This is a genomic window from Saccharospirillum sp., from assembly GCF_040881935.1.
In the GTDB taxonomy this organism is placed as follows: domain Bacteria; phylum Pseudomonadota; class Gammaproteobacteria; order Pseudomonadales; family Natronospirillaceae; genus Saccharospirillum.
In genome coordinates this window covers 52338-73904 of record NZ_JBBECH010000061.1, presented here as the reverse complement: position 1 = coordinate 73904, position 21567 = coordinate 52338, and the positions used below count along the sequence as shown (strand labels likewise).

At 55.9% G+C, this 21567-nt stretch carries 16 protein-coding genes; 4 read left to right on the top strand and 12 right to left on the bottom strand.

The features are described from left to right. Positions 1-10: 10 nt before the first annotated feature. Entirely contained in the window at positions 11-475 is a 465-nt protein-coding gene (locus WEB54_RS11825; protein WP_368055847.1) for an antitoxin Xre/MbcA/ParS toxin-binding domain-containing protein, read from the bottom strand. A gap of 400 nt (positions 476-875) precedes the next feature. Between WEB54_RS11825 and WEB54_RS11820 the strand changes: the two genes are divergently transcribed. Further along, positions 876-2006 carry a beta-ketoacyl-ACP synthase III gene (locus WEB54_RS11820; protein ID WP_368055845.1) on the top strand — a complete coding sequence of 377 codons (1131 nt, stop codon included), beginning with the start codon at positions 876-878 and terminating at the stop codon, positions 2004-2006. A 113-nt stretch (positions 2007-2119) separates the two neighbouring features. On the opposite strand, the gene trxA is transcribed toward WEB54_RS11820, so the two are convergent. After that, positions 2120-2998, bottom strand: a complete 879-nt coding sequence (gene trxA / locus WEB54_RS11815; RefSeq protein ID WP_368055843.1) for a thioredoxin — start codon at positions 2996-2998, stop codon at positions 2120-2122. Between the two features lie 262 nt (positions 2999-3260). On the opposite strand from trxA, the gene WEB54_RS11810 reads away from it, so the two are divergent. Beyond that, positions 3261-6200, top strand: a complete 2940-nt coding sequence (locus WEB54_RS11810) for an insulinase family protein (protein WP_368055841.1) — start codon at positions 3261-3263, stop codon at positions 6198-6200. A 312-nt stretch (positions 6201-6512) separates the two neighbouring features. Here WEB54_RS11810 and WEB54_RS11805 read toward each other — a convergent pair whose 3' ends face one another. Next, complete coding sequence (locus WEB54_RS11805) at positions 6513-7514, bottom strand: sensor histidine kinase (RefSeq protein ID WP_368055839.1); 1002 nt, start codon at positions 7512-7514, stop codon at positions 6513-6515. A 222-nt stretch (positions 7515-7736) separates the two neighbouring features. On the opposite strand from WEB54_RS11805, the gene deoC reads away from it, so the two are divergent. Together deoC and WEB54_RS11795 are read left to right on the top strand one after the other, a co-directional pair. Continuing rightward, positions 7737-8513, top strand: coding sequence for a deoxyribose-phosphate aldolase (deoC, locus tag WEB54_RS11800; RefSeq protein ID WP_368055837.1), 777 nt, complete (start codon positions 7737-7739; stop codon positions 8511-8513). Positions 8514-8532: 19 nt separating this feature from the next. After that, the gene (locus WEB54_RS11795; protein ID WP_368055870.1) at positions 8533-9774 is read left to right on the top strand and encodes a phosphopentomutase; all 1242 of its coding nucleotides are present in this window, start codon (positions 8533-8535) and stop codon (positions 9772-9774) included. A gap of 201 nt (positions 9775-9975) precedes the next feature. Here the strand turns inward: WEB54_RS11795 and rlmB are convergent, their stop codons facing one another. The 9 genes from rlmB to miaA all read right to left on the bottom strand — a co-directional run bounded on the left by rlmB (position 9976) and on the right by miaA (position 21562). After that, positions 9976-10740: a 23S rRNA (guanosine(2251)-2'-O)-methyltransferase RlmB gene (gene rlmB, locus WEB54_RS11790; RefSeq protein ID WP_368055835.1), complete on the bottom strand. Its 765-nt coding sequence runs from the start codon at positions 10738-10740 to the stop codon at positions 9976-9978. Between the two features lie 102 nt (positions 10741-10842). After that, positions 10843-13248 carry a ribonuclease R gene (gene rnr / locus WEB54_RS11785; RefSeq protein WP_368055869.1) on the bottom strand — a complete coding sequence of 802 codons (2406 nt, stop codon included), beginning with the start codon at positions 13246-13248 and terminating at the stop codon, positions 10843-10845. 402 nt (positions 13249-13650) lie between these two features. Further along, on the bottom strand, positions 13651-14946 hold the full coding sequence (locus WEB54_RS11780; protein ID WP_368055833.1) for an adenylosuccinate synthase: 1296 nt from the start codon (positions 14944-14946) through the stop codon (positions 13651-13653). Between the two features lie 79 nt (positions 14947-15025). Beyond that, positions 15026-16207 carry an ATP phosphoribosyltransferase regulatory subunit gene (locus WEB54_RS11775; RefSeq protein WP_368055831.1) on the bottom strand — a complete coding sequence of 394 codons (1182 nt, stop codon included), beginning with the start codon at positions 16205-16207 and terminating at the stop codon, positions 15026-15028. Between the two features lie 212 nt (positions 16208-16419). Beyond that, on the bottom strand, positions 16420-17364 hold the full coding sequence (gene hflC / locus WEB54_RS11770; RefSeq protein WP_368055829.1) for a protease modulator HflC: 945 nt from the start codon (positions 17362-17364) through the stop codon (positions 16420-16422). 12 nt (positions 17365-17376) lie between these two features. Beyond that, entirely contained in the window at positions 17377-18573 is a 1197-nt protein-coding gene (gene hflK, locus WEB54_RS11765; protein WP_368055827.1) for an FtsH protease activity modulator HflK, read from the bottom strand. 64 nt (positions 18574-18637) lie between these two features. Further along, complete coding sequence (hflX, locus tag WEB54_RS11760; protein ID WP_368055825.1) at positions 18638-19951, bottom strand: ribosome rescue GTPase HflX; 1314 nt, start codon at positions 19949-19951, stop codon at positions 18638-18640. Positions 19952-20004: 53 nt separating this feature from the next. Then, on the bottom strand, positions 20005-20247 hold the full coding sequence (gene hfq, locus WEB54_RS11755) for an RNA chaperone Hfq (RefSeq protein ID WP_028669518.1): 243 nt from the start codon (positions 20245-20247) through the stop codon (positions 20005-20007). A 328-nt stretch (positions 20248-20575) separates the two neighbouring features. Next, the gene (miaA, locus tag WEB54_RS11750) at positions 20576-21562 is read right to left on the bottom strand and encodes a tRNA (adenosine(37)-N6)-dimethylallyltransferase MiaA (RefSeq protein WP_368055822.1); all 987 of its coding nucleotides are present in this window, start codon (positions 21560-21562) and stop codon (positions 20576-20578) included. Positions 21563-21567: the final 5 nt, after the last annotated feature.

Below are 21567 nucleotides of genomic sequence, written 5' to 3'. Positions count from 1 at the left end.
GGGTTCAGGTTCAGGCCGCGCCCTGTTTACGCGCCAGCAGCCTGGTCAACACCCGTGATACCTGAGTTCGACCTTCAGCGTTGATCATCAACGCCTTGGGCGTCAACCCTTCCAACGACGAATTCGGCGTCGATAACCAGGCCTGGGCAGCATCAACGCTGCCCAGAGCGTTACAGGCATGCAACACCAGCTTGCTGATGTCATCGACCATGCTTTGCGCCGGTGGTTCTTCAGACAGATCCATAGCGATCAACTGAGCATCTGGCATAGCCTGCTGCACCTGCGATTTGGCATATTCGAGCACCTGAGTCACGCTGGCGCCCTCGCGGCTAAAGTGAATCGAGAACTCACCGGTTGGGTTCGACCCCATACCTTCAATGGTAAAATCCGACCCTGGCATCTGCCCGGCAACCGCAGCCGCATCAACGGCGGCAGAATCGGGCAACTGAAATGTCAGTGTGAAATGGTGCAGCATGTCAGCCTTCTTATTCTCGTGAGCACCCCTAAAGCATACCCAAACTGGCCCGGCTTTGAAAAACTTTCACGGATAACCCTGTTTAGCTCGCGTTCAACCTGCCAACACTGACCAAAACAAGGGGCGCTGCTACACTGCAGTCATGATTCAAATCTCAAGCCCACGGTTAAGCAACGGGCTTCGTTCCGGCTGCCCTTTATGCATTGACAAGAATCCGTGTCAGCTACCGGGTACGCCTGTCCGGGGTCGGCGTAAACCCGTCCTTGGGGCCTAGGCTTCGGCATCCATGCCTCAGACTTCCCCGGACAGGCGTACCCGCCAGCCGACACTCGTCACGTTGATCCCCGTACAACTTGGGTGAATATAATTAAACTTTATTGCTCGATAAAAGGATCACATTATGTCTGCCAATGACTCTGTCGTTATTAGCGGCGCCGGCCTCTGGACGCCCGAACATGTGCTCACTAACACAGAGTTAGTGCAGGTACTGAATGAATATGCCGATAAATTCAATGAAGAACATGCCAGCGAAATAGAAGCCGGTACCCTTGAACCAGTCGCCAAGTCCGACCCCGATTTCATCACCAAAGCCAGCGGCATCCGCCAGCGCTTTGTTTATGTCAAAGACGGCATCATGGAAGTCGACCGCATGCGTCCGCGCATCAGCGAACGTGGGGATGATGAGCTCAGCCACCAGGCGGAAATGGCCGTTGCGGCGGCCAGAAAAGCGCTAGCGGCGGCCAACAAAAATGCGGCCGACATAGATGCCGTTATCGTCAGCTGCGCTTACACCCAGCGATCTTACCCGGCCATTGCCATAGAAGTTCAGGCCGAGCTCGGCATTGAAGGCTTTGGCTTCGACATGCTGGTTGCCTGCTCTGCGGCGACCTTCGCGTTGCACCGGGCCTATGAAATGGTAAAAGCAGGCACGGCCAGGGCCGTGCTGGTGATCAACCCGGAACTGACCTCGCCGCAAGTTAATTACCGCGATCGTGACAGCCATTTTATCTTCGGCGACGTGGCTACGGCGATGGTGGTAGAACGTGGTGAAACGGCCGATGCCGACCATGTTTACGATATTCTCGGCATCAAGGCCAAAACAGTCTATTCGAACAATATTCGATCCAACTTCGGTTACGTCTCCCGGGCCTTCGAATCCGACCCTTTCGGACCAGACAAGCTGTTCCACCAGGAAGGCCGCAAGGTCTTCAAGGAAGTTTGCCCGATGGCAGCCGATCATCTTGCTGCGCAAATTGAGGCCGTGGGCGCCGATATCAGTCAGGTTCGACGCTGGTGGTTGCACCAGGCCAATATCAATATGAACCAGTTAATCACCAAGCGCCTGCTGGGCCATGTCGGCACACAAGACGAGGCACCGATTGTGCTCGACGAGTATGCAAACACCGCCTCAGCGGGGTCGATAATCGCCTTTAACCTGCACCATCAGGATCTTAAATCCGGCGATCTGGGTGTGATCTGTTCGTTTGGGGCGGGGTACTCAATTGGTAGTCTGGCTCTGCGCAAGCGCTAAAAATGGCCTGACAATTAAGAATCGCTAAACTCTTGGAAGACTCTGCAGGCAAAACACCAAGTGCTGGCTGCCGGGTAGGCTTATCCGGTGGTCAGCACGAATTCTCGCCACCATCAGTAGAGCAGGGTAAACAGCTGGCGCTGGTACTTGACGGCGGTTGGGTCGCCCTTGCCCAGGCTGTTGACGATGTCGAGGAAGGTTTTGCGTGCCTCGCCGTCTTTGAAGGTTTTGTCTTTGCGTAGAATGCCTAGCAGGGTATCCAGCGCATCGGCATGTCGGTTGATCTGGCTGTATTGCACCGCCAGTTCATAGGCCAATTCGAGGTTATCCGGGTCGGCGTCTCGTTTGCGCTGCAGATCCTGAATTTCCGGTGACTCTGCGGCCTGGTGCAATAACGTCAGGCGGGACTTCAATGCCGCGTATTCCGGCTCTGTTTGCTCGGTCATGGTCATTTTATCGAGAATGGCCTCGGCGTCTTCGGCGCGGTTCAGGGTGACGTAGACATCGGCCAGCGCAAAGGCGATGGCGGTTTCGCCCTCGCTGAGGGTGTAGGCTTCGCGCAGCAGGGGTAAGGCTTCATCGAGTTTTCCTTCCGCCTGCAGCGCACCGGCCTGATCCAGGAGGCTGTCCCAGGGCTTGGGCAAGTATTTCGCCAGACGTTCCCGAATAGCCGACTCCGGTTCGGCACCCATAAAGGCATCGACCGGCTGGCCATTCACGATCAGTGCCACCGTAGGCAGACTGCGAACACCGAACTGGGCGACAATATTAGGCTGTTCATCGGCATTTACCTTGGCCAGCAGAAACTGGCCCTGATATTCAGCCGCCAGCTTCTCAAGGATCGGCATCAGCGCTTTGCAGGGCGCGCACCATTCCGCCCAGAAATCCATGACCACCAGACGACGTTGAGACTCCTCAACCATCACATGCTGGAAGTTCTGCTCGGTCACAACCACTACATTGCCTGACTCTTGCCCGTACACTTCGTTCATAGCACCCTCTTGTTCAAAAAACTGGCTTATCCCCCCATTATTGGGACATCACCGCATTTCGCAATACCAGAGCAACGATGACAGCAGCAGTGATGCCATGACAGCAGGACAGCCGACCGTTACAATCCCTGTCTTCACAGATCAACGCGCCTGATGCCTGATATTCAGGCAAGCGGTGAATCTGAACCTCATTTGAGTCATAACCGGCGTGCACGCTGCTTCATCCAGCCGGTTCATTATGCACAGTCATCAGGAGCGCAGTATGAAACGTGGTGTTCTCATCGCCATCACTACCGGGGTCATCGTTGCTCTGGCGAGCGCAGGGCTCGTTCTAACCAGCGCCTCAGACTCCGGGGCGGACAATCCGTCCAACATCGTTGTCAGTGAGCGCGAAGACCGGGTTTTCCACCAATATGAGCTTGAGAACGGCCTAAACGTCGTACTGGTATCGGATGAGGACGCCGAAATGGCCGCCGCCGCCCTAAACGTCAGTGTGGGCTCCTGGAGCAACCCGGCCGACGTGCCGGGTCTCGCCCACTTTTTGGAACACATGCTGTTTCTGGGTACCGAAAAATACCCGGATGCCGACGAATACCACCGGTTTATCGAACAGAACGGGGGCAGCAACAACGCCTACACCGCCGATGAGAACACCCTGTATTATTTTGATATCGACGCCGAGCATCTGGAACCCGCGCTGGACCGGCTGGCCCAGTTTTTCATCGCCCCCCTGTTCGATGCCAACTACATAGAGCGTGAAATCAACGCCGTACAGTCGGAATTCACCGCCAGCCTGCAGGACGACAGCCGTCGCCGTGAAGATGCGGTGCGTGAGCTGGTCAATCCGGAGCATCCGGCGGCCAATCTGGCAATCGGCAATGCCCAGACGCTGAACAACGACCAGTTACGTAACCGAATGCAGCATTTCTATCGCGAACACTATGTAGCTAACCGCCTGTCATTAGCAGTCGTCGGGCCACAGGACATCGATACCCTGAAAAGCTGGGTCGACAGTCGCTTTAATCAGATCCGTTCAGTCACCTCCGAACCCCTTGAGGTGAATACCCCCCAATTCAGAACCAGCCAGCTGCCCCTGTTAATTGAAGTAGCGCCGCGCCGTGAGACGAGACTGCTGCAGTTCCGCTTCCCGGTACCCGCAACGGTGCCGGAACTCGATACCAAGCCTTATACTTATCTCGCCAGCCTGCTCGATCACCAGGGTTCGGGTACCCTGTTCGCTGAACTGAAAGACCGTGGCTGGGCCGATGGCATCTCGGCCCGGGCCCCGGGCACCAGTCACAACCCGGATACCTTCAACATCGCCCTGCAACTAACCCCCGAGGGTATGGCCAACTGGCAGGCCGTGGCCACGCTGATGTTCGATTACCTGCAAACCATCGAACAGGATGGGTTGAACCAGTGGCGCTATGAAGAGCTGCAGACCATCAACCAGATCAACTTCGAATTTGCCGAACAGGTATCACCGGCCGCCACCGCCCAGCATCTGGCGACACGGCTAATGCATTATCCGGCCGACCAACTTCTGGTCGGGCCTTATCAGTTAACGCAATTCGATGCAGAGACCATTCAGCGCTGGCTATCCTATCTGAACCCAGATAACGCGCTGGTTGTGTTGATGGATCCAGAGGTAGAAACCGATACCGTCAGCGAGTGGTACGAGACACCCTACAAGGCAACCCCCTTGTCGGGCTCTGTGGTCGCCCAGTGGCGCACACCCGACACGGATGCGCCGTTAACCTTGCCGGAAGCGAATCTGTTTATTCCCGAAGACCTGTCAGTGTTGCCGCTCACCGGGCGCCAGAGTGAGCTGATCAACAATACGCCGCTGGTCATTGACCAGGCACCGGGCCTGACCGTCTGGTTCGAACAGGATGAAACTTTCCTGTCGCCGAAGCTCGACATCACCGTCATGATGGAATCGCCCGAGGCCAATGCCAGTGCTAATCAGGCCATCGCTACGCAATTATTCATCGATCTGGTCGATGACGGCATGACCGATTTTCGCTACGCCGCCAGCCGGGCGGGCTCCGGTTATGGCCTGTCTGCCTCACAGCGGGGCCTGCAAATGCGGCTTTACGGCTACAGCGACCGCCTGCACGTGTTACTCGATACCCTGCTGGTGGAACTGACCGACCCGGGCATCAGCGAGGTTCGTTTTCAACAGTTGAAGTCCGACTTACAACGACGCTTGCGCAATACCAGCGAAGACCCGGTTCTGAACCAGATGGTACGGCGCCTGAATACTGCATTGATACGCGATAATCGTACTCCGGAAGCCCTTTTGGAAGCGCTTGAAAGCCTCACCCTGGACGATGTATTGGCGCAACGCGATGCGCTGCTAGGCAACCAGAAAATGACGGTGCTGATTCATGGCAATCAGACAGAAGGCGGTGCCCGGCAGTTGGCAGAGCGTGTCAGCGCGATGATACCTCCTAGTGCAGATGCCGAAACGGTCAGACCCCAGGTTGCCGCCCTGCCAAGCCGCAGCTACCGGCATGAAATAGCGATCGATCACAATGACAGCGCCTTGCTCGGCTACTATCAGGGCCAGGACAGCAGCCTGCGCGAACGCGCCCTGTTTTCATTGCTCGGCCGAACCATGAGCGCGCCCTACTTTGCGGAAATGCGTACCGAAGAACAGCTGGGCTACATCGTTTTCAGCCAAAATTTTATGGCCGACGACCTGCCCGGTTTGATCGTCTATATTCAATCACCGGATACCGACCCGGCCTTGCTGCAATTGTTTTCAGATCGTTTTATGAACCGCTATCTGCAGCAGTTACGCAGTTTGGGCAACGAGGAATTTGATCGCTACAAAGCTGGCCTGATTAATGACCTGACCACTCCGGAGCAGAATTTGTATGAACTGAGCCAGACTTACTGGCAGGCGATTATGGATGGCAACCCAAACTTCAACACGCGTCGTCGCCTGGCCTCGGCTGTTGAGGCGATCAGTCTCGACGGCTTTACACGCTACTTCGAAAACCAGATGCTCAGAGACGATGCAAAACGCCTGGTTCTTCATCAGGTCGGCCGTGGCATGGAAGAAGACTACACAGAAAGCGGTACTAACCTGGTGGGCTTTTACACGGCAGACAATGTACAAACCATTCAGGAAGCCAGCCGCTGGATTACGCCGACCTTTAATAACCTGCCAGAGCGACTGGACCCTACCCAATAGAGGGTCAGCGGTTGGGTAGCCCTTTTGCTACTAGCCCGCACTGACTACCGGGTAGACCTCTCCGGGGTCGGCGTGAATCCGTCTATGGAGCCTAGGCTTCGGGATATGAACCCCATCCATGGGGTTCACCCTTTGGGCTCGCGACGCTCGTGCTAAAACGCTCCCGGCGTTTTAGTCCATGCCTCAGACTACCCCGGACAGGTCTACCCGGTAGCCAGCACTCACTTTTGTGGCTAAAAACGCTCGGAATTATTACTTGTAGTGCAAAATGAACTAATCAATCGGAACACAGGTTTTAGAAATCACCATCACTCAACCAAACACATCTGTCTCTTGCCAATTATTCTGTTTACGCGGCAATACCACTAAAACCTCGGTCCCTTTGTCACCGTCCAGTACATCGAGATTACCGCCCAGCATTTGGGCCAGTCTGCGCCCCACCACCAGCGATAAACCCGGCCCCACATCGCGACCTTTATCAATTACGCTGGTGTAATGCGTCAGCACATTGCTGAGCTGATCCGGCTCCAGGTGACGGCCTTCGGCGCTGACTCGAATGCGCAGAGCTTCGCCCAGTTCCGCATCGATATAACCGATCAGATGCACCTGGACCAACCCTCCCTCATTCATCCGCATCAGCGAGTACACCACCCGGGTCAGCAATGAATGCAGCCAGTTGACGTCGGAGACCAGTGGTAGCTGATCTTCCTGATGCTCAAATCTGACCCGGGTATGGTATTCCTTACCGTAACGCAGCCACTCCTCGCAAAAGCCCTCGAGCACCGTCAGCAAATTGATTTTTTCCGTGCGTGGTAGTTCAGATTTGAGTTCCAGCCGAGCCAGCACTTTCAAATCATCGGCATAGCGCTGCATCAGCTCTGATTTCTCCCGAATCCGTTCCAGCGCGTCCGGTTGGCTTGAGGTACAAAGCGACTGGACTTCGGCCATCGCAGTGTTCAGCGCATTGGCCATGTTTTTCAGCGCCAGGTCTTTTTCCTGGGCAGAAGACAACACCAACCGGCGTAGCTCGGCGCTTTGTTTACCCTCATATTCGAAACGTTCAATCTTCAGATGGCTTTCCTGCAAGGTCCGCTTGATCCGACTGACTTCACGGGAAGCCTCCTCCGCATGATGCTGACTGCGGTTCAGGGCCAACAGTGACACGCCCGCCGCAGCCAACAGTAACCCCACAGGCAAAGCCAACACCGGTATCTCAAGTACCGGCATCGCGAAATACACCAAGGCTACCAAGCTGCCCAGCCACAACACTCCGCTGATGACCCAAAGGGTCGCCACCTGTGACGATTTATTCACTGCGTTCTCCTAAACTATAAACGTTACAAGCGCCACCTTCGTCTATTGAGACTCAGGACAGCGTTTAATTGACCGCAGTTTGCCATTAAATCGTGGGTTGCGCAGTTTTCTTGAACGTTCCCGTTGAAAAAGTGTCGATAACGTATGTGACGGCTACCCCTGCGTTGTTTTTAGCCCCTATTGGGCATAAACTCCATAAAAACCGACCACTTGGACAATAAAATGAATCCGTTACAGCGTGACGCCCAAACAGCGCTCGGGTTAATGGACCTAACCAGTTTGAACGACGACGATACCGCCGCCCGTATCGAAGCCTTGTGCAAGCAAGCCAACACTCCGTCGGGTTCACCTGCGGCTGTTTGTGTCTACCCGGCGTTTATCGCCACAGCCCGTAAGACACTGGCTGCACAAGGGTTGCATGACGTTCTCGTTGCGACCGTGACCAATTTCCCCGATGGCAGCGACGACATCGATCGCGCCGTTGCAGAGACACGCGACGCCGTAGCCGCCGGTGCCCACGAAGTCGATGTTGTACTGCCCTACCGCGCGTTGATGTCTGGCAATGACAAGATTTGTCATGACCTGATTGCGGCCTGCAAAGCAGCCTGTGGGTCCGGTGTTCAACTCAAGGTTATCATTGAAAGCGGTGAACTGGGCGATGCCGGTTTGATCCGCCAGGCCAGCAGCATTGCCATAGCGGCTGGCGCCGACTTTATAAAAACCAGCACTGGCAAAGTGGCCGTCAATGCAACACTGGAAACCGCCGAAATCATGCTGCAGGCGATTCACGATAGCGGCCGCCCTGTTGGCTTCAAGGCCGCCGGTGGCATTAAAACGACTGAAGATGCCCAGGCGTATCTGGCACTGGCTGACCGGATTATGGGGCCGGGCTGGGTCAGCCCAGCCACCTTCCGTTTTGGCGCCAGCAGCCTGCTGAACAACCTGCTGGCGACTCTGAGCCAGGCTGATGCGGGTTCATCCGAACCCGATCGCTACTGATATCGCCCGGGAGGAAGACATGGGACGCGCCATCATACTGGTACTGGATTCATTCGGCATTGGCGCCAGCGCCGACGCCGACCGCTTCGGGGATACCGGAGCCAACACCCTGGGGCACATCGCCCAGTGGTGTGCCGAAGACAAGGCAGACCAGGGCCGAACTGGCAAGCTCACCCTGCCCAACCTGACCCGGCTGGGGCTGGTCAACGCCGCTACAGAAAGCAGCCGGGGCTCAGTTCCTGCCGGCATGGCACTGGCCACAAAAACCGAAGGCAGCTACGGCTATGCCCGGGAGCTGTCGAGCGGCAAAGATACGCCCAGTGGCCACTGGGAAATCGCCGGTGTTCCGGTGTTGTATGACTGGGGCTATTTCAGCGAGTTGGAAAATTCATTTCCACAAACATTGCTCGATACCCTGATCGAACGCTGCGACCTGCCCGGCTTGCTCGGCAATTGCCACGCTTCTGGCACCGAGATTCTGAAGGAACTCGGTGAAGAACACTGCCGCACTGGCAAACCAATTGTTTATACCTCGGCCGATAGCGTCTTCCAGATTGCCTGCCATGAAGAGACCTTTGGTCTTGAACGGCTGTATGAAGTCTGTGAAGTGGCCCGCGAACTGGTCGATGAATACAACATCGGCCGGGTCATCGCCCGGCCCTTTATCGGCGACAGTGCCGACACCTTTCAACGTACCGGCAATCGCCACGACCTGGCGGTCGAACCCCCGGCGCCAACCGTGTTGAAAAAGCTGGAAGACGCCGGTGGCGAAGTAATTTCCATCGGCAAAATCGCCGACATTTACGCCAACGTGGGCATCACCCAAAAATTCAAAGCCACCGGCCTACCCGCCCTGGTCGATGAGACGCTGACCCAAATGAGCAAGGCCGGTGACCGCAGCCTGATCTTCACCAACCTGGTGGATTTCGATTCATCCTACGGGCACCGCCGGGATGTCGCCGGCTACGCCGCCGCCCTGGAATACTTCGACTCTCGCCTACCCGAGATTCTCGAACAAATGCAGGACAATGACATCCTGATCATGACGGCGGATCACGGCTGCGACCCAACCTGGCCAGGCACCGATCACACCCGCGAACACATACCAGTGCTGGTGTACGGAAAAACCCTGAAACCAGTCAATCTGGGCGAGCGGGAAACCTTTGCCGACATTGGCCAGACACTGGCGGAGTTTTTTAAGGTAGGACGGATGGACTATGGCACCAGCTTTTTGAAATCTCTAATCGGAGAAGCTGCTTAACGGCAACCAATTTTATTATTCAGGTTTTGGAGTTCGCCAGGAGATTAGCACCGGGTGCCGGGTATGCTTCTGTGGGGAAGTCCGCAGCATGGATGCTGCGGTCTAGGCTCCACGGATGGATTAACGCCGACCCCACAGAAGCATACCCGGTATCCGGTGCGGGCCAATACCATTGAGGTGAGCTGAACTCCGAAACCTGAGCTACCGGACCAATCTCTGGCGAACGGTTTCAAACAGACACACGCCAGCGGCAACACTGACGTTCAAGCTACTCACCTGCCCCGCCATGGGCAATTTGAACAGACCATCGCAGGTCTCACGCGTCAGGCGCCGTAACCCGGCGCCTTCTGCGCCCATCACCAGAGCTACAGAGCCTCTTAAATCAGTCTGATAAATCGATGCTTCGGCTTCACCGGCCGTGCCATAGATCCAGACGCCCTGTTGTTTCAGTGCATCCAGTGTCCGCGCCAGGTTGGTCACTACCACAAAAGGCACGGTATCCGCCGCACCACTGGCGATCTTGACTGCCGTTGGCGTCAGGCTGGCGGACTTGTCTTTCGGCACGATGATGGCATCGGCCCCGGCGGCATCGCAGCTGCGTAAACAGGCACCGATGTTGTGCGGGTCGGTTACGCCATCGAGCACCAGCAACAAGGCCGGGTGATCCAGACCGGCCACCAGAGCTTCGAGATCACCCTCATCCAACACAGGTGCGGCCAGCGTTTGCACCAACACGCCCTGATGACGAGCATCCTGCAGCTCATTGCGGTTCAGCAGACGATCGAACTCATCCCGCGCCAGCCAGCGAAACCGCGCGCCCTGGGTTTTAGCCAGATCAAGCAGGCGCTGAATGCGCTGATCCTGACGTCCCTTTAAAAACAGTATTTCGCGCACCCGATCCGGATGCTGCTCCAAGGCACTCTGGCAGGCATGAATGCCATATACCCAGGACGTTGCGTCACTCATGATTCACATTCCAGTAAACTTAAAAGAAGCACCGATCCGACGAATAACCAGAAACAAGAAAGCCCGACCAAAGGTCAGGCTAATCCAGTTCAAACTAAGCCGTTACTCGCTGCTTTTGCGGCGACGCGGGCGAGACTTACGCTTACCACCCGACTTGGCCGACTTCTTACCTTTGTTTGGTTCATCACCGGCACCGGTTTTCTGATCTGGTCGTGCCTTAGCCTTGGAGCCTTTCACAGAGCCCGGACGAGCCGGTTTTTGCACCCAGTCACCGGACAGTTCAAAGTCGATTTTTCGGTCATCCAGATCAACCCGCATCACCTTAACCTGCAACCGGTCGCCCAGGCCGTAGCTGACCCGGGTACGCTCGCCAACCAGGCAATGCGCCACTTCGTTGAACTGGTAATAGTCGCTGGCCAGTGAACTGATGTGCACCAGACCGTCGACATAGACCTCATCGAGCTGCACGAACAAACCAAAGTTGGTTACAGACGACACCGTGCCCATAAACTCATCGCCAACATGATCTTTCATGTATTCGCATTTAAGCCAGGCGACTACATCCCAGGTGGCTTCGTCGGCACGACGCTCAGTCAGGGAACAATGCTCACCCAACTCCACCATCGCCTGCAGGTCGTAGGGGTAGATGTCTTTCTGATTCATTTTGGGCGCACTGCGCACCCGTCGCACCAGTGACGTACGCTTACTGGAACGGATAACACTGCGGATTGCCCGGTGTGTCAGTAAATCCGGATAGCGCCGAATCGGTGAGGTAAAGTGGGTATAGGCATCAAACGCCAGACCAAAATGGCCCAGGTTGTCCGGCTGATACACCGCCTGATTCATCGACCGCAGCAGCATGGTTTGAATCAGCTGGAAGTCTTCCCGACCTTTCAGTTGGTTTAACAGCGTCTGGTAATCTTTCGCATGCGGCTTCAATCCGCCTTTCAGATCCAGACCCAGCTGACCCAGGTATTTGCGCAAATTTTCCAGACGCTCGGGTGATGGCGTATCGTGCACCCGGTACAACGCCGGAATCTCGAGTTCCTGCATAAAGCTCGCCGTACAAACGTTGGCGATCAGCATGCATTCTTCGATCAGTCGATGTGCATCGTTGCGTTCACTCGGCACAATGCGTTCGATCTTGCGATCGGCATCGAACACAATTTTGGTTTCGACGGTTTCAAAGTCGATGGCACCGCGCTTGCGTCGCTGAAAACGGAAAATTTTGTACAGTTCACGCAGGGTGGAGAGGTTTTTCAGTACCGCCTCACCATACTCCTGCTGCATAACTTCACGCGCTACGGCAGCGGTTTCTGGCTCTAGCAGTGGCGCTACTTTGTTATAGGTCAGGCGGGCATGAGAATTGATCAAACCCTCCATAAAACGGTAGCTGTCGATGTTACCGGTAGCGGAAACATTAATTTCACAGACCAGCGTCAGGCGATCAACATTGGGGTTTAGAGAACACAGACCGTTCGACAGTATCTCCGGCAACATCGGTATTACTCGTTCGGGAAAATACACCGAGGTCGAGCGTTTTCGGGCTTCGTTGTCCAGTGGTGAGTTGACGGCCACGTAGTTGGAGACATCGGCAATGGCGACATAGAGCCGCCAGCCGCCACCGCGCACCGATTCGGCCAGCACGGCATCGTCGAAATCACGGGCAGTCTCATCATCGATGGTGACAAACGCCTTGTCGCGCAAATCAATACGATTGGCTTTGTCTTCCTCGGCCACCTGATCGCTCATACCGTCGATCTGTTGTTCAACCTCAGGAGGCCATTCATGCGGAATGTCATAGGTGCGCAGGGCGATGTCGATTTCCATGCCCGGGGCCATATGTTCGCCCAGTATCTGGGTAACCCGGCCTACCGGCTGACGCCGGAATTGCGGCTGCTCGAGCACCTCGACGACGACAATCTCACCCGGCTGGGCACCGCCCTCGTTACCCGGTGGGATCAGCACGTCGATGCTGATTCGGCGATTTTCCGGCTCCACCCGACCAATACCACCGTCGTTTAGATAGCGCCCCACCACTTCCTGGGTATTGTATTCGAGCACTTCGGTGATTATGGCTTCAACGCGACCGCGATGGTCGGTCCCGCCCTTGCGGACCAGAACCACATCGCCATCGAAGCAACAACGCATCTGGCGATGGTTCAATACGTAGTCTTTGCCACCCTGATCGTGGATCAGAAAGCCAAAGCCATCGGGGTGGCCTTGCACGCGGCCTTTTACCAGATCCATCTTGTCGATCAGGCCAAAGGCGCCTTTGCGCGAGCACAGCAACTGGCCATCGCGAACCATAGCAATCAGACGACGGCGCAGTGCTTCAATATCGCGTTCATCGTCGGCGAGATCCAGCTCTTCGCACAGTTCGGGGTGTGTTGCCGGGCCCTGGCGGTTTTCCAGGTGCTCCAGAATAAATTCCCGACTGGGAATGGGGTTTTCGTATTTCTCAGCTTCCCGTTCAAGATTCGGGTCAGCGGGTTTCCGTCGGCTGATAGGTCGTAATCCTTGTTGATTAGAATTTGATCGATATTGCGTTCATGTCAACCTCCAATTCGGGTAATCGCCTCGGCGTCCGATGGGTATCGGTTGACTAATGCGCACACAGTATAACGCATTGTTGAGTATCTGAATAAGGTTGTGTGCAGACGGCTGTAACGGCATGGCTACGGGCAAAACAGAGAGATGTGGAGCCGGCTCAACGGACTGGAAACCGGCTCTTAGAATTCGACTTCACGTTTCAAGGTTTGCACAGTGTAAGCAGCGGACGCCGGTGGTACCTCTGTGGGGTAGTCCGCAGCAGGGATGCTGCGGCCTAGGCTCCATGGATGGATTCACGCCGACCCCACAGAGGTACCACCGGTAGTCGCTGCGGGCCAGTGCCCCCGGAGGTGACCCTTACTGAATATCGAACGAATGGCGAAGTACGATGGTTTCAATTCGGTCCGGGCCGGTTGAGACGATGTCGATTGGCGCGCCGATGGCCTTTTCCAGGTAGGCGATGTAATCCCGTGCGCCCTGTGGAAGCTGGCTCAGCTCACTGGCACCCACGGTGGATTCATCCCAGCCTGGCAGCTCTTCGTACACCGGTGTAACCCGGGCAAAGGCTTCTGCCGATTCCGGCCACTCAACATCGTTACCCTCTTCATCCCGATAACCCATGCATACCTTGACTGTTTTCAGGCCGTCCAGCACGTCGAGCTTGGTCAGGCAAATGGCGTTGATGCTGTTGATGCGAATGCTGTGCTTGACCAGCACGGCATCGAACCAGCCGCAGCGACGCGGACGACCGGTAGTGGTGCCGAATTCATTGCCTTGTTTGGCCAGGTATTTGCCGTCGTCATCGAACAGTTCCGTCGGGAACGGGCCTGAGCCAACGCGGGTGGTGTAGGCCTTGGTGATGCCCATGATCTGGTCAAGGTACAGCGGCCCAACGCCGGAGCCGGTCGCAACACCGCCAGCGGTGGTGTTGGAGGAGGTAACATAAGGGTAGGTACCGTGGTCGATGTCCAGCAGCGAGCCCTGGGCCCCTTCAAACATGATGTCGCCACCCTGCTCACGGATGCTGTGAATCAGGCCAACCGAGTTAACAGTGATGTCGCGAATGCTTTGCGCCTGCTCAATCACTTCAGTCAGGGTCTGCTCAACATCGACAGCATCTACGCCGTAATAATTAGTCAGTACGAAGTTGTGATAATCCATCAACTCCCGGACCTTGTCGGCAAAGCCGGGCTGAAACACATCGCCCAGCCGTACACCGCGACGGCTAACCTTGTCTTCGTAGGCAGGGCCAATGCCACGACCTGTGGTGCCGATTTTGGCCTCACCACGGCGGTTTTCCCGCGCCTGGTCGAGCGCTGCGTGTACCGGCAAAATCAATGGGCAGCCATAGCTGATACGCAGTCGCTCACGCACCGGAACGCCACGCTCTTCGAGCATGGCCATTTCCTTCAATAGCGCTTCAATGGACAGCACAACGCCGTTGCCGATGATGCAGTTGACGCCCTGGCGCAGAATGCCCGACGGAATTAGGTGCAATGCGGTTTTGACACCGTCAATAACCAAGGTATGGCCGGCGTTGTGCCCGCCCTGAAAGCGCACCACAGCTGACGCTTTTTCCGTCAGCAGGTCGACTATCTTACCCTTGCCCTCGTCTCCCCACTGGGTACCGAGTACGACAACATTTTTACCCATCGTTTTTTGCCTGTAGTTGATAACATGTATGGAATTTTTGGCCGCCTAAAAAAGCCAGGGCAAACAGCGGCTGGTTGCCTTATGTCAGCGGCTTCACCTGCCAGTCGCCCTGCTCTAGCACGAGCTCCCGGTCACAGCCCAGCTCTTGCGGAACCGCCTGGTCGGTAAACACCTGAATGACTCGCTCACCCGACGCCCGCAATTGGCCGATCCGGTCAATCAGTACCGGGTCGGACACCGCCGGTGCCCGTATGCCCGCCGCTTCCTGCCAACGACCACGGGTTTGACTGGCCAGAATCTTCAGGTCGCTGGAAAAGCCCGTGGCCGGTCGCGCACGGCCGAATACCTTACCGGTCGAGTCATAACGGCCACCCTTGGCAACCGCCTGACCGAAGCCGGGCACAAAGGCCGAGAACACCAGCCCGGTGTGATAGTTATAATCTCGCAATTCAGCCAGATCCAGGTGAATAAGTTGTTCCGGGAAGCGGGCTTTCAGTGCCTGCGCAATCCGAGTCAGCGTTTCCAGCGCCGCCAGCACACCGTCGGGTGCACCAGCAAACTGTTCTGGCCAGTTAGCCAACTGATCCAGCGTACCAGCGCACTTCGGCAATAACCCGAACCAGCGCTTGAAGTTGTCTGTCAGTGGCGCCGTTTCCAGCCAGCGATTCAGTTCCGGCAATGAGCGGTGGCGCAACAACCTGAACAGTACCGTTGGGTCGTCGCCTTCCAGACCAGATGCTTCTATCAAAGCCTGGTAAATGCCGATATGACCCAGATCTAGCGTTACGTTGGCCAGCCCGGCCCGGGACAGCGACGTCAGCATCAGCGAAACAATCTCGATGTCACTGTCGATCCCGGAATAGCCATACAGTTCAGCACCAATCTGGATGGGGCTGCGCGATGACAACAGATGCGTCGCTTTGGTGTGCAACACGTTGCTCGAATAGCAATAGCGAGCCACCCCGGTACGCGGCAGGCTGTGCGCATCCATCCGCGCGACCTGCTGGGTGTTATCGGCACTCAGACCCATCAAACGGCCGCTGACCTGATCGGTGATCTTATAGGTAAGCAGGTCGAGGTCGTGCCCAACGCCAGTCAGCAGCGATTCCAGATATTCAGCGCTCGGCGGAATCACCAGGTCGTAGCCCCAGGTACGGTATTCGTCGAGTAGAAGTCGGCGCAAAGCCTCAATTCGTGCGGCTTCCGGCGGTAGGACTTCTTCGATACCGTCGGGCAACAGCCAGCGTTCTGCTATGGTCATGCCGAAACACGTTCCCATTCATTCAATCAGGATTTTACCGGGCGTTGTGGACGTACCAAAGGCCCCAAATTAGCCGGACCAAGCTGCCATTTGCCAACACCAGGCACAAAAAAACCGGGCACATGGCCCGGTTAACGGATTCTACACTTGCAATGCTCGACCCCCAACCCTTTTTTAAACTATTTCACCGGATTTGGGGAAAGCCTACCAAGCTATTGTTGATCCTGAGACGGAACGCCGCCCTTGGACTGCAGGTAACGGAAGAAATCATTATCCGGTTCCAGCAACAGGATGTCGCCATCGCCACCAAAACTTTGCTCATAAGCGCCAAGACTGCGATAGAAGCTATAAAACTCCTCATCGGCCGAATAGGCTGTTGAATAAATCCGGGAGGCTTCAGCATCACCTTCACCGCGAATCTGTTCGGACTCGCGAAACGCATTAGCCAGAATCACCGTTTCCTGGCGGTCAGCGGATGCCCGAAGTTCTTCGGCTTCCCGCTCACCGTTAGACCGGAACAACTGAGCTTCCTGCTGGCGGTCGGAGCGCATCCGGCTGAACACGTCCTGAGAAACTTCCTGTGGCAGGTCAATCGCTTTTACACGAATATCGATTACCCGGATGCCAAGACCGCTGCGGGCAAAGCTATCCACATCGGCCGTTACTTCACGCAGCAAACGGTCCCGCTCACCTTCATCTTCAATCTCGGTTCCGGTCGAAAGCGGCTGGTTCTCGCTCCGACCAGATACAACTTCACGCAAGGTGCGACGACCGAAGGCGTCGCGCAGGGCAGAGTTTACCCGGTTACCCAGAATTGTGTTGGCGCGGAAGAAATCGCCGCCACTGGTGGCGGTGTAGAACTGACGCACATCGTCGATTTGCCATTGAATATAGGCATCTACTTCAAGACCTTTCTGTTCACTGGTAATGAAACGCTCTGCTTCGCTATCCAGAGTGATCAGACGAGCTTCAAATTTGCGCACGTTCTCGATAAACGGCACCTTGAACTGCAAGCCTGGCTCCACATCGGCGGCAACCACTTCACCGAACCGCAGCTTGATCGCGCGCTCTTTCTCGCTCACTACATAAACGCTTTGCAAGCCAACAAAGACAACCAACGCGAGCACGGCGAGCAGGATTGTATTACGAGTACCCATAGTTCAGCCTCCTCAGTTTGCTCGCCGACGGTCGATTTCACGCAAAATCTGATCAGTCAGACTCCGCACATCGCTGTTCGACAAGTTATTCATGTTAGAACCGGCCGGGCTGCCAATCTGGCTGGCTGAGCTCTGACCACCACCACTTGCATTGCGACGCAACTGATCCAGTGGCAGGTACATCATGTTGTTACCACCCTCGACATCCACCAAAACCTTACTGCTGTTAGCATAGATGCGCGAGATCGATTCCAGGTAGAGACGTTCACGCGTTACTTCCGGTGCTTCACTATAAGCGCCTAGAATATCGGAGAAACGATCGGCCTCACCCGTTGCATTGGCAACCACCTGTTCGCGGTAGGCCTGGGCTTCTTCCAACTGACGACGCGCACGACCCTGAGCCACCGGTAAAATCTGGTTGGCATAGGCCTGAGCTTCGTTGATCAGTCGTTGCTGGTCTTCACGTGCGGTAATAACATCATCGAACGCGGCCTGCACCTGCTGTGGTGGCGAGGTGTCGTTGATGTTCAGCTGGGCCAGTTCAATACCCACATCATAAAGGTTCAGATAATTCTGCAGCCGGTCACGCACCGAGAGCTGAATCTGGTCACGACCCACGGTCAATGCCTGCTCCAGCGTGGCCGAACCGATGACGTGGCGCAAGGCCGATTCGGCGGCATTGGCCAGACTGGTTTCCGGCTGCTGTACGTTCAGTGCAAATTTCTGAGCGTCCGCGGCACGGTATTCCACCGTCATGGTAACCGATACGATGTTCTCGTCACCGGTTAGCATGCTTTCCTGCAAACGCAGGCTGCGCACTTCGGTAACGTTCACTTTCTGATCAATTCGGTCAATGAATGGCACCTTGAAATGCAGACCAGGCAGCTGAATGCTGCTGAACTCACCCAAGCGCAAAATTACAGCTCGTTCAGATTCGTCGACCGTGTATATGGAGTCATAGGCGGCATAAGCCAGCACCACAACCAACAAAATGCCCAGAATGGCACCAAAACTGGCTCCGGAGCCACCCGAGCCACTGGAACCACCCCCGCCTTTCTTTTTGCCACCGAGCCACTTGTTCAGTTTCTCGTTGACCTGTTTGAAAATTTCATCGAGATCCGGGGGACCATCGTTGCCTTTACGGCGCCGGTTCCCCCAGGGATCCTGATCGTTATTGTTGTTGCCATTTGGTGGTTCATTCCACGCCATGGTCATCTCCGTTTTCAAATGATAAAGGTTGGGTTGATGGACACCGGCCAAACACCGACGACCGTCACAACTCAAAAAATTCCCGGGGTTCGCTCACACCGAACCGCTCCGCATCAAGCCCGTTTTTCTTCAGCAGCTGTTTAAAGTCTTTTTTCTGGATTCGTATATCCAGGACCGACAACCCCTGTGCATCGTAATCTTCAGACAGTACCGCATTGTACTGATAGAGTGCAGCCCTTAAAGCCGATTCGTTCGGTTTCAGGCTGATTTTACGCGCAATAATCTCGTCACCAAGGCATTCTGCAATAGCTTGCTGAATCAATGCCAGGCCCTGACCGGTTTGCGCCGACACCCAGACCCGCACTGGACGCCCCTGGTCATTGCGTTCAATGGCCGGGGCAAAGTCGTCGAGCAGGTCAATCTTATTGAAAATTTCCAGCCGGGGAAGGTCCAGCGAGCCAATCTCTTCCAACACCAGCTCAACCTGCTCCATATTCTCTATACGGTCTTCATCGGCACAATCGACCACATGCAGCAGCAAATCGGCGTCCGCCGTTTCCTGAAGCGTCGCCTTGAAGGCCTGAACCAGCTTGTGCGGCAGATGTCGGATAAAGCCCACGGTATCTGCCAGCACCACGTCACCCATGTCGGGAATGCTCAGTCGGCGCAGGGTGGGATCGAGTGTCGCAAACAGCTGATCGGCGGCATACACCTCAGCTTGCGTCAGGGCATTAAACAGAGTCGATTTGCCAGCGTTGGTGTAACCCACCAGCGAAATCGTCGGAGTGTCCGACCGGGTCCGTGCGCGGCGGCCCTGATCACGCTGCTTTTCAACCTTTTCAAGCCGACGGTGAATAGTGCTGATGCGAACCTGCAGCAAGCGACGGTCCGTCTCCAGCTGGGTTTCACCCGGGCCACGCAGACCGATACCGCCCTTCTGGCGTTCCAGGTGAGTCCAGCCTCGTACCAAGCGTGTGCTCTGGTACTGCAACTGGGCCAGTTCGACCTGGAGTTTACCTTCGTGGGTTCGCGCCCGCTGGGCGAAAATATCGAGAATCAGGCCAGTGCGGTCCAGTACCCGGCATTCCACCGCACGCTCGACGTTGCGTTCCTGTGACGGTGACAGGCTGTGATTAAACAGCACCACCTCGGCTCCGGTTGCCTGAACCGCCGCTTTAATTTCTTCAAGTTTACCCGACCCGACAAAATATTTCGGGTGCGGCGCAGACCGGGAACCGCCCAGAGTGGCCACAGCTGTGGCCCCGGCGGACGTCACCAGTTCTTCAAATTCCTGGGGGTCTTCCCGATTGGCAGACTCGGGAAAATCGACGTGGACCAGTATGGCCCGGTCCCCGCCTTCGACACGTTCAAAAAACAATCAGATTCTCCGATACCCGATCATCGACCGGGCTGGCCTGCATGACAACGCCGTCACTCGATGGTGACTTCTTCGCTTTCATGAGGAATTTTAACATTACGCGCTGGCACCACAGTGGAGATGGCATGCTTGTAGACCATCTGACTCACCGTGTTTTTCAGCAGGATGACAAACTGGTCGAAGCTCTCAATCTGCCCTTGCAGTTTGATCCCATTTACCAGAAAGATTGAAACCGGAATACGTTCTTTCCGCAGCGCATTGAGGAAAGGGTCTTGTAACGAATGCCCCTTTGACATGTCGAACTCCTTTTAACGAAGGATTATAGTAATCGTTTATGGGCCTTCCGACAGTGCCGAACGTCACTGGACGTTCCTGCACCCGGCTTGCCATTGATGGATTGCGCCAGCGTCACCATCGACATCGCAATCTGGTAAGGGTATACCACTTGACCGAATTGAATCGGACTAGCGGAACACTGGATACGCAAATCAACGTGCCCTGGGTCGACAAAAAGTCTGGGTTGAAACTGTCTGACCAACCAAAGCCAGCCAGATCACTTCACAATCCGCAAGATAATGTGGAATTGTAGGCGAAATTCAAGGTGATGTGGATGCAATTCGTGCACTAAAGTCCCGATTTACGCAAGATTTGCCACGTTTGGTCAATAATGCGGCGATCCCCTCCGGGCCCAGTTGGATCCAGCACCGCCAGTTCCGGCCATTTGCGCAACCAGGTCAATTGCCGTTTAGCCAGTTGACGGGTGGCGGCCACTCCGGTCTCGATCAGGGTCGAATGATCAATCTGACCTTCAAGGTACTGCCACATCTGGCGATAACCCACTGCACGAATGCTGGGCAGATCAGCGTGCAAATCTCCCCGTGCCATCAGTGCACGCACTTCCTGCTCGAAGCCCTGGTCCAGCATTTGCTGGAAACGCCGGGCAATTCGCTCATGCAATATTGCCCGATCTCCTGGTATCACGGCCAGTTGTATCAGTTGCCAGGGGAACGCTTCCGCTGCAGTTTCAGCCAGACGGCCTTTGCCGTCATTCACCGATTCGGCCCAGTACGCTGAGATTGGCCGGCCACTGATCCGGTAGACTTCCAGGGCGCGCAAAACACGTTGCGGATTTTGTCGGTCTATCCGCGCATACGCCTGCGGATCAACGACTTCCAGCTCATTCAATAGCGGCGCCAGCCCCCCGCTGTCCAGTTGCGCCTGCAGCGCTTGGCGCACGGCCTCATCCGCCGGGGGCATGGCCGCGAGCGGCTCCACCAATGCCTTGAAATACAGCATGGTGCCACCGGTCAGTAATGGAACCCGGCCACGCTGATGAATGTCGTTCATAGCCGCCAGCGCGTCCGCTTGGAACTGTGCGGCGCTGTAACTGTCGGCCGGGTCGCAGATATCAATCAGGTGGTGGGGCGCTCGCTGCAGGATGGCGGCATCCGGTTTGGCGGTGCCAATGTCCATACCGCGATAAACCTGGGCCGAATCGACGCTGATAATCTCGCACTGCCCCGCCTCTACCAGCGACAGCGCCAGGTCAGTCTTCCCGGCGGCGGTCGGGCCCATCAGGAAAATAGCCGGGGGCTTGTTGGCTGGCGCCATCGTGG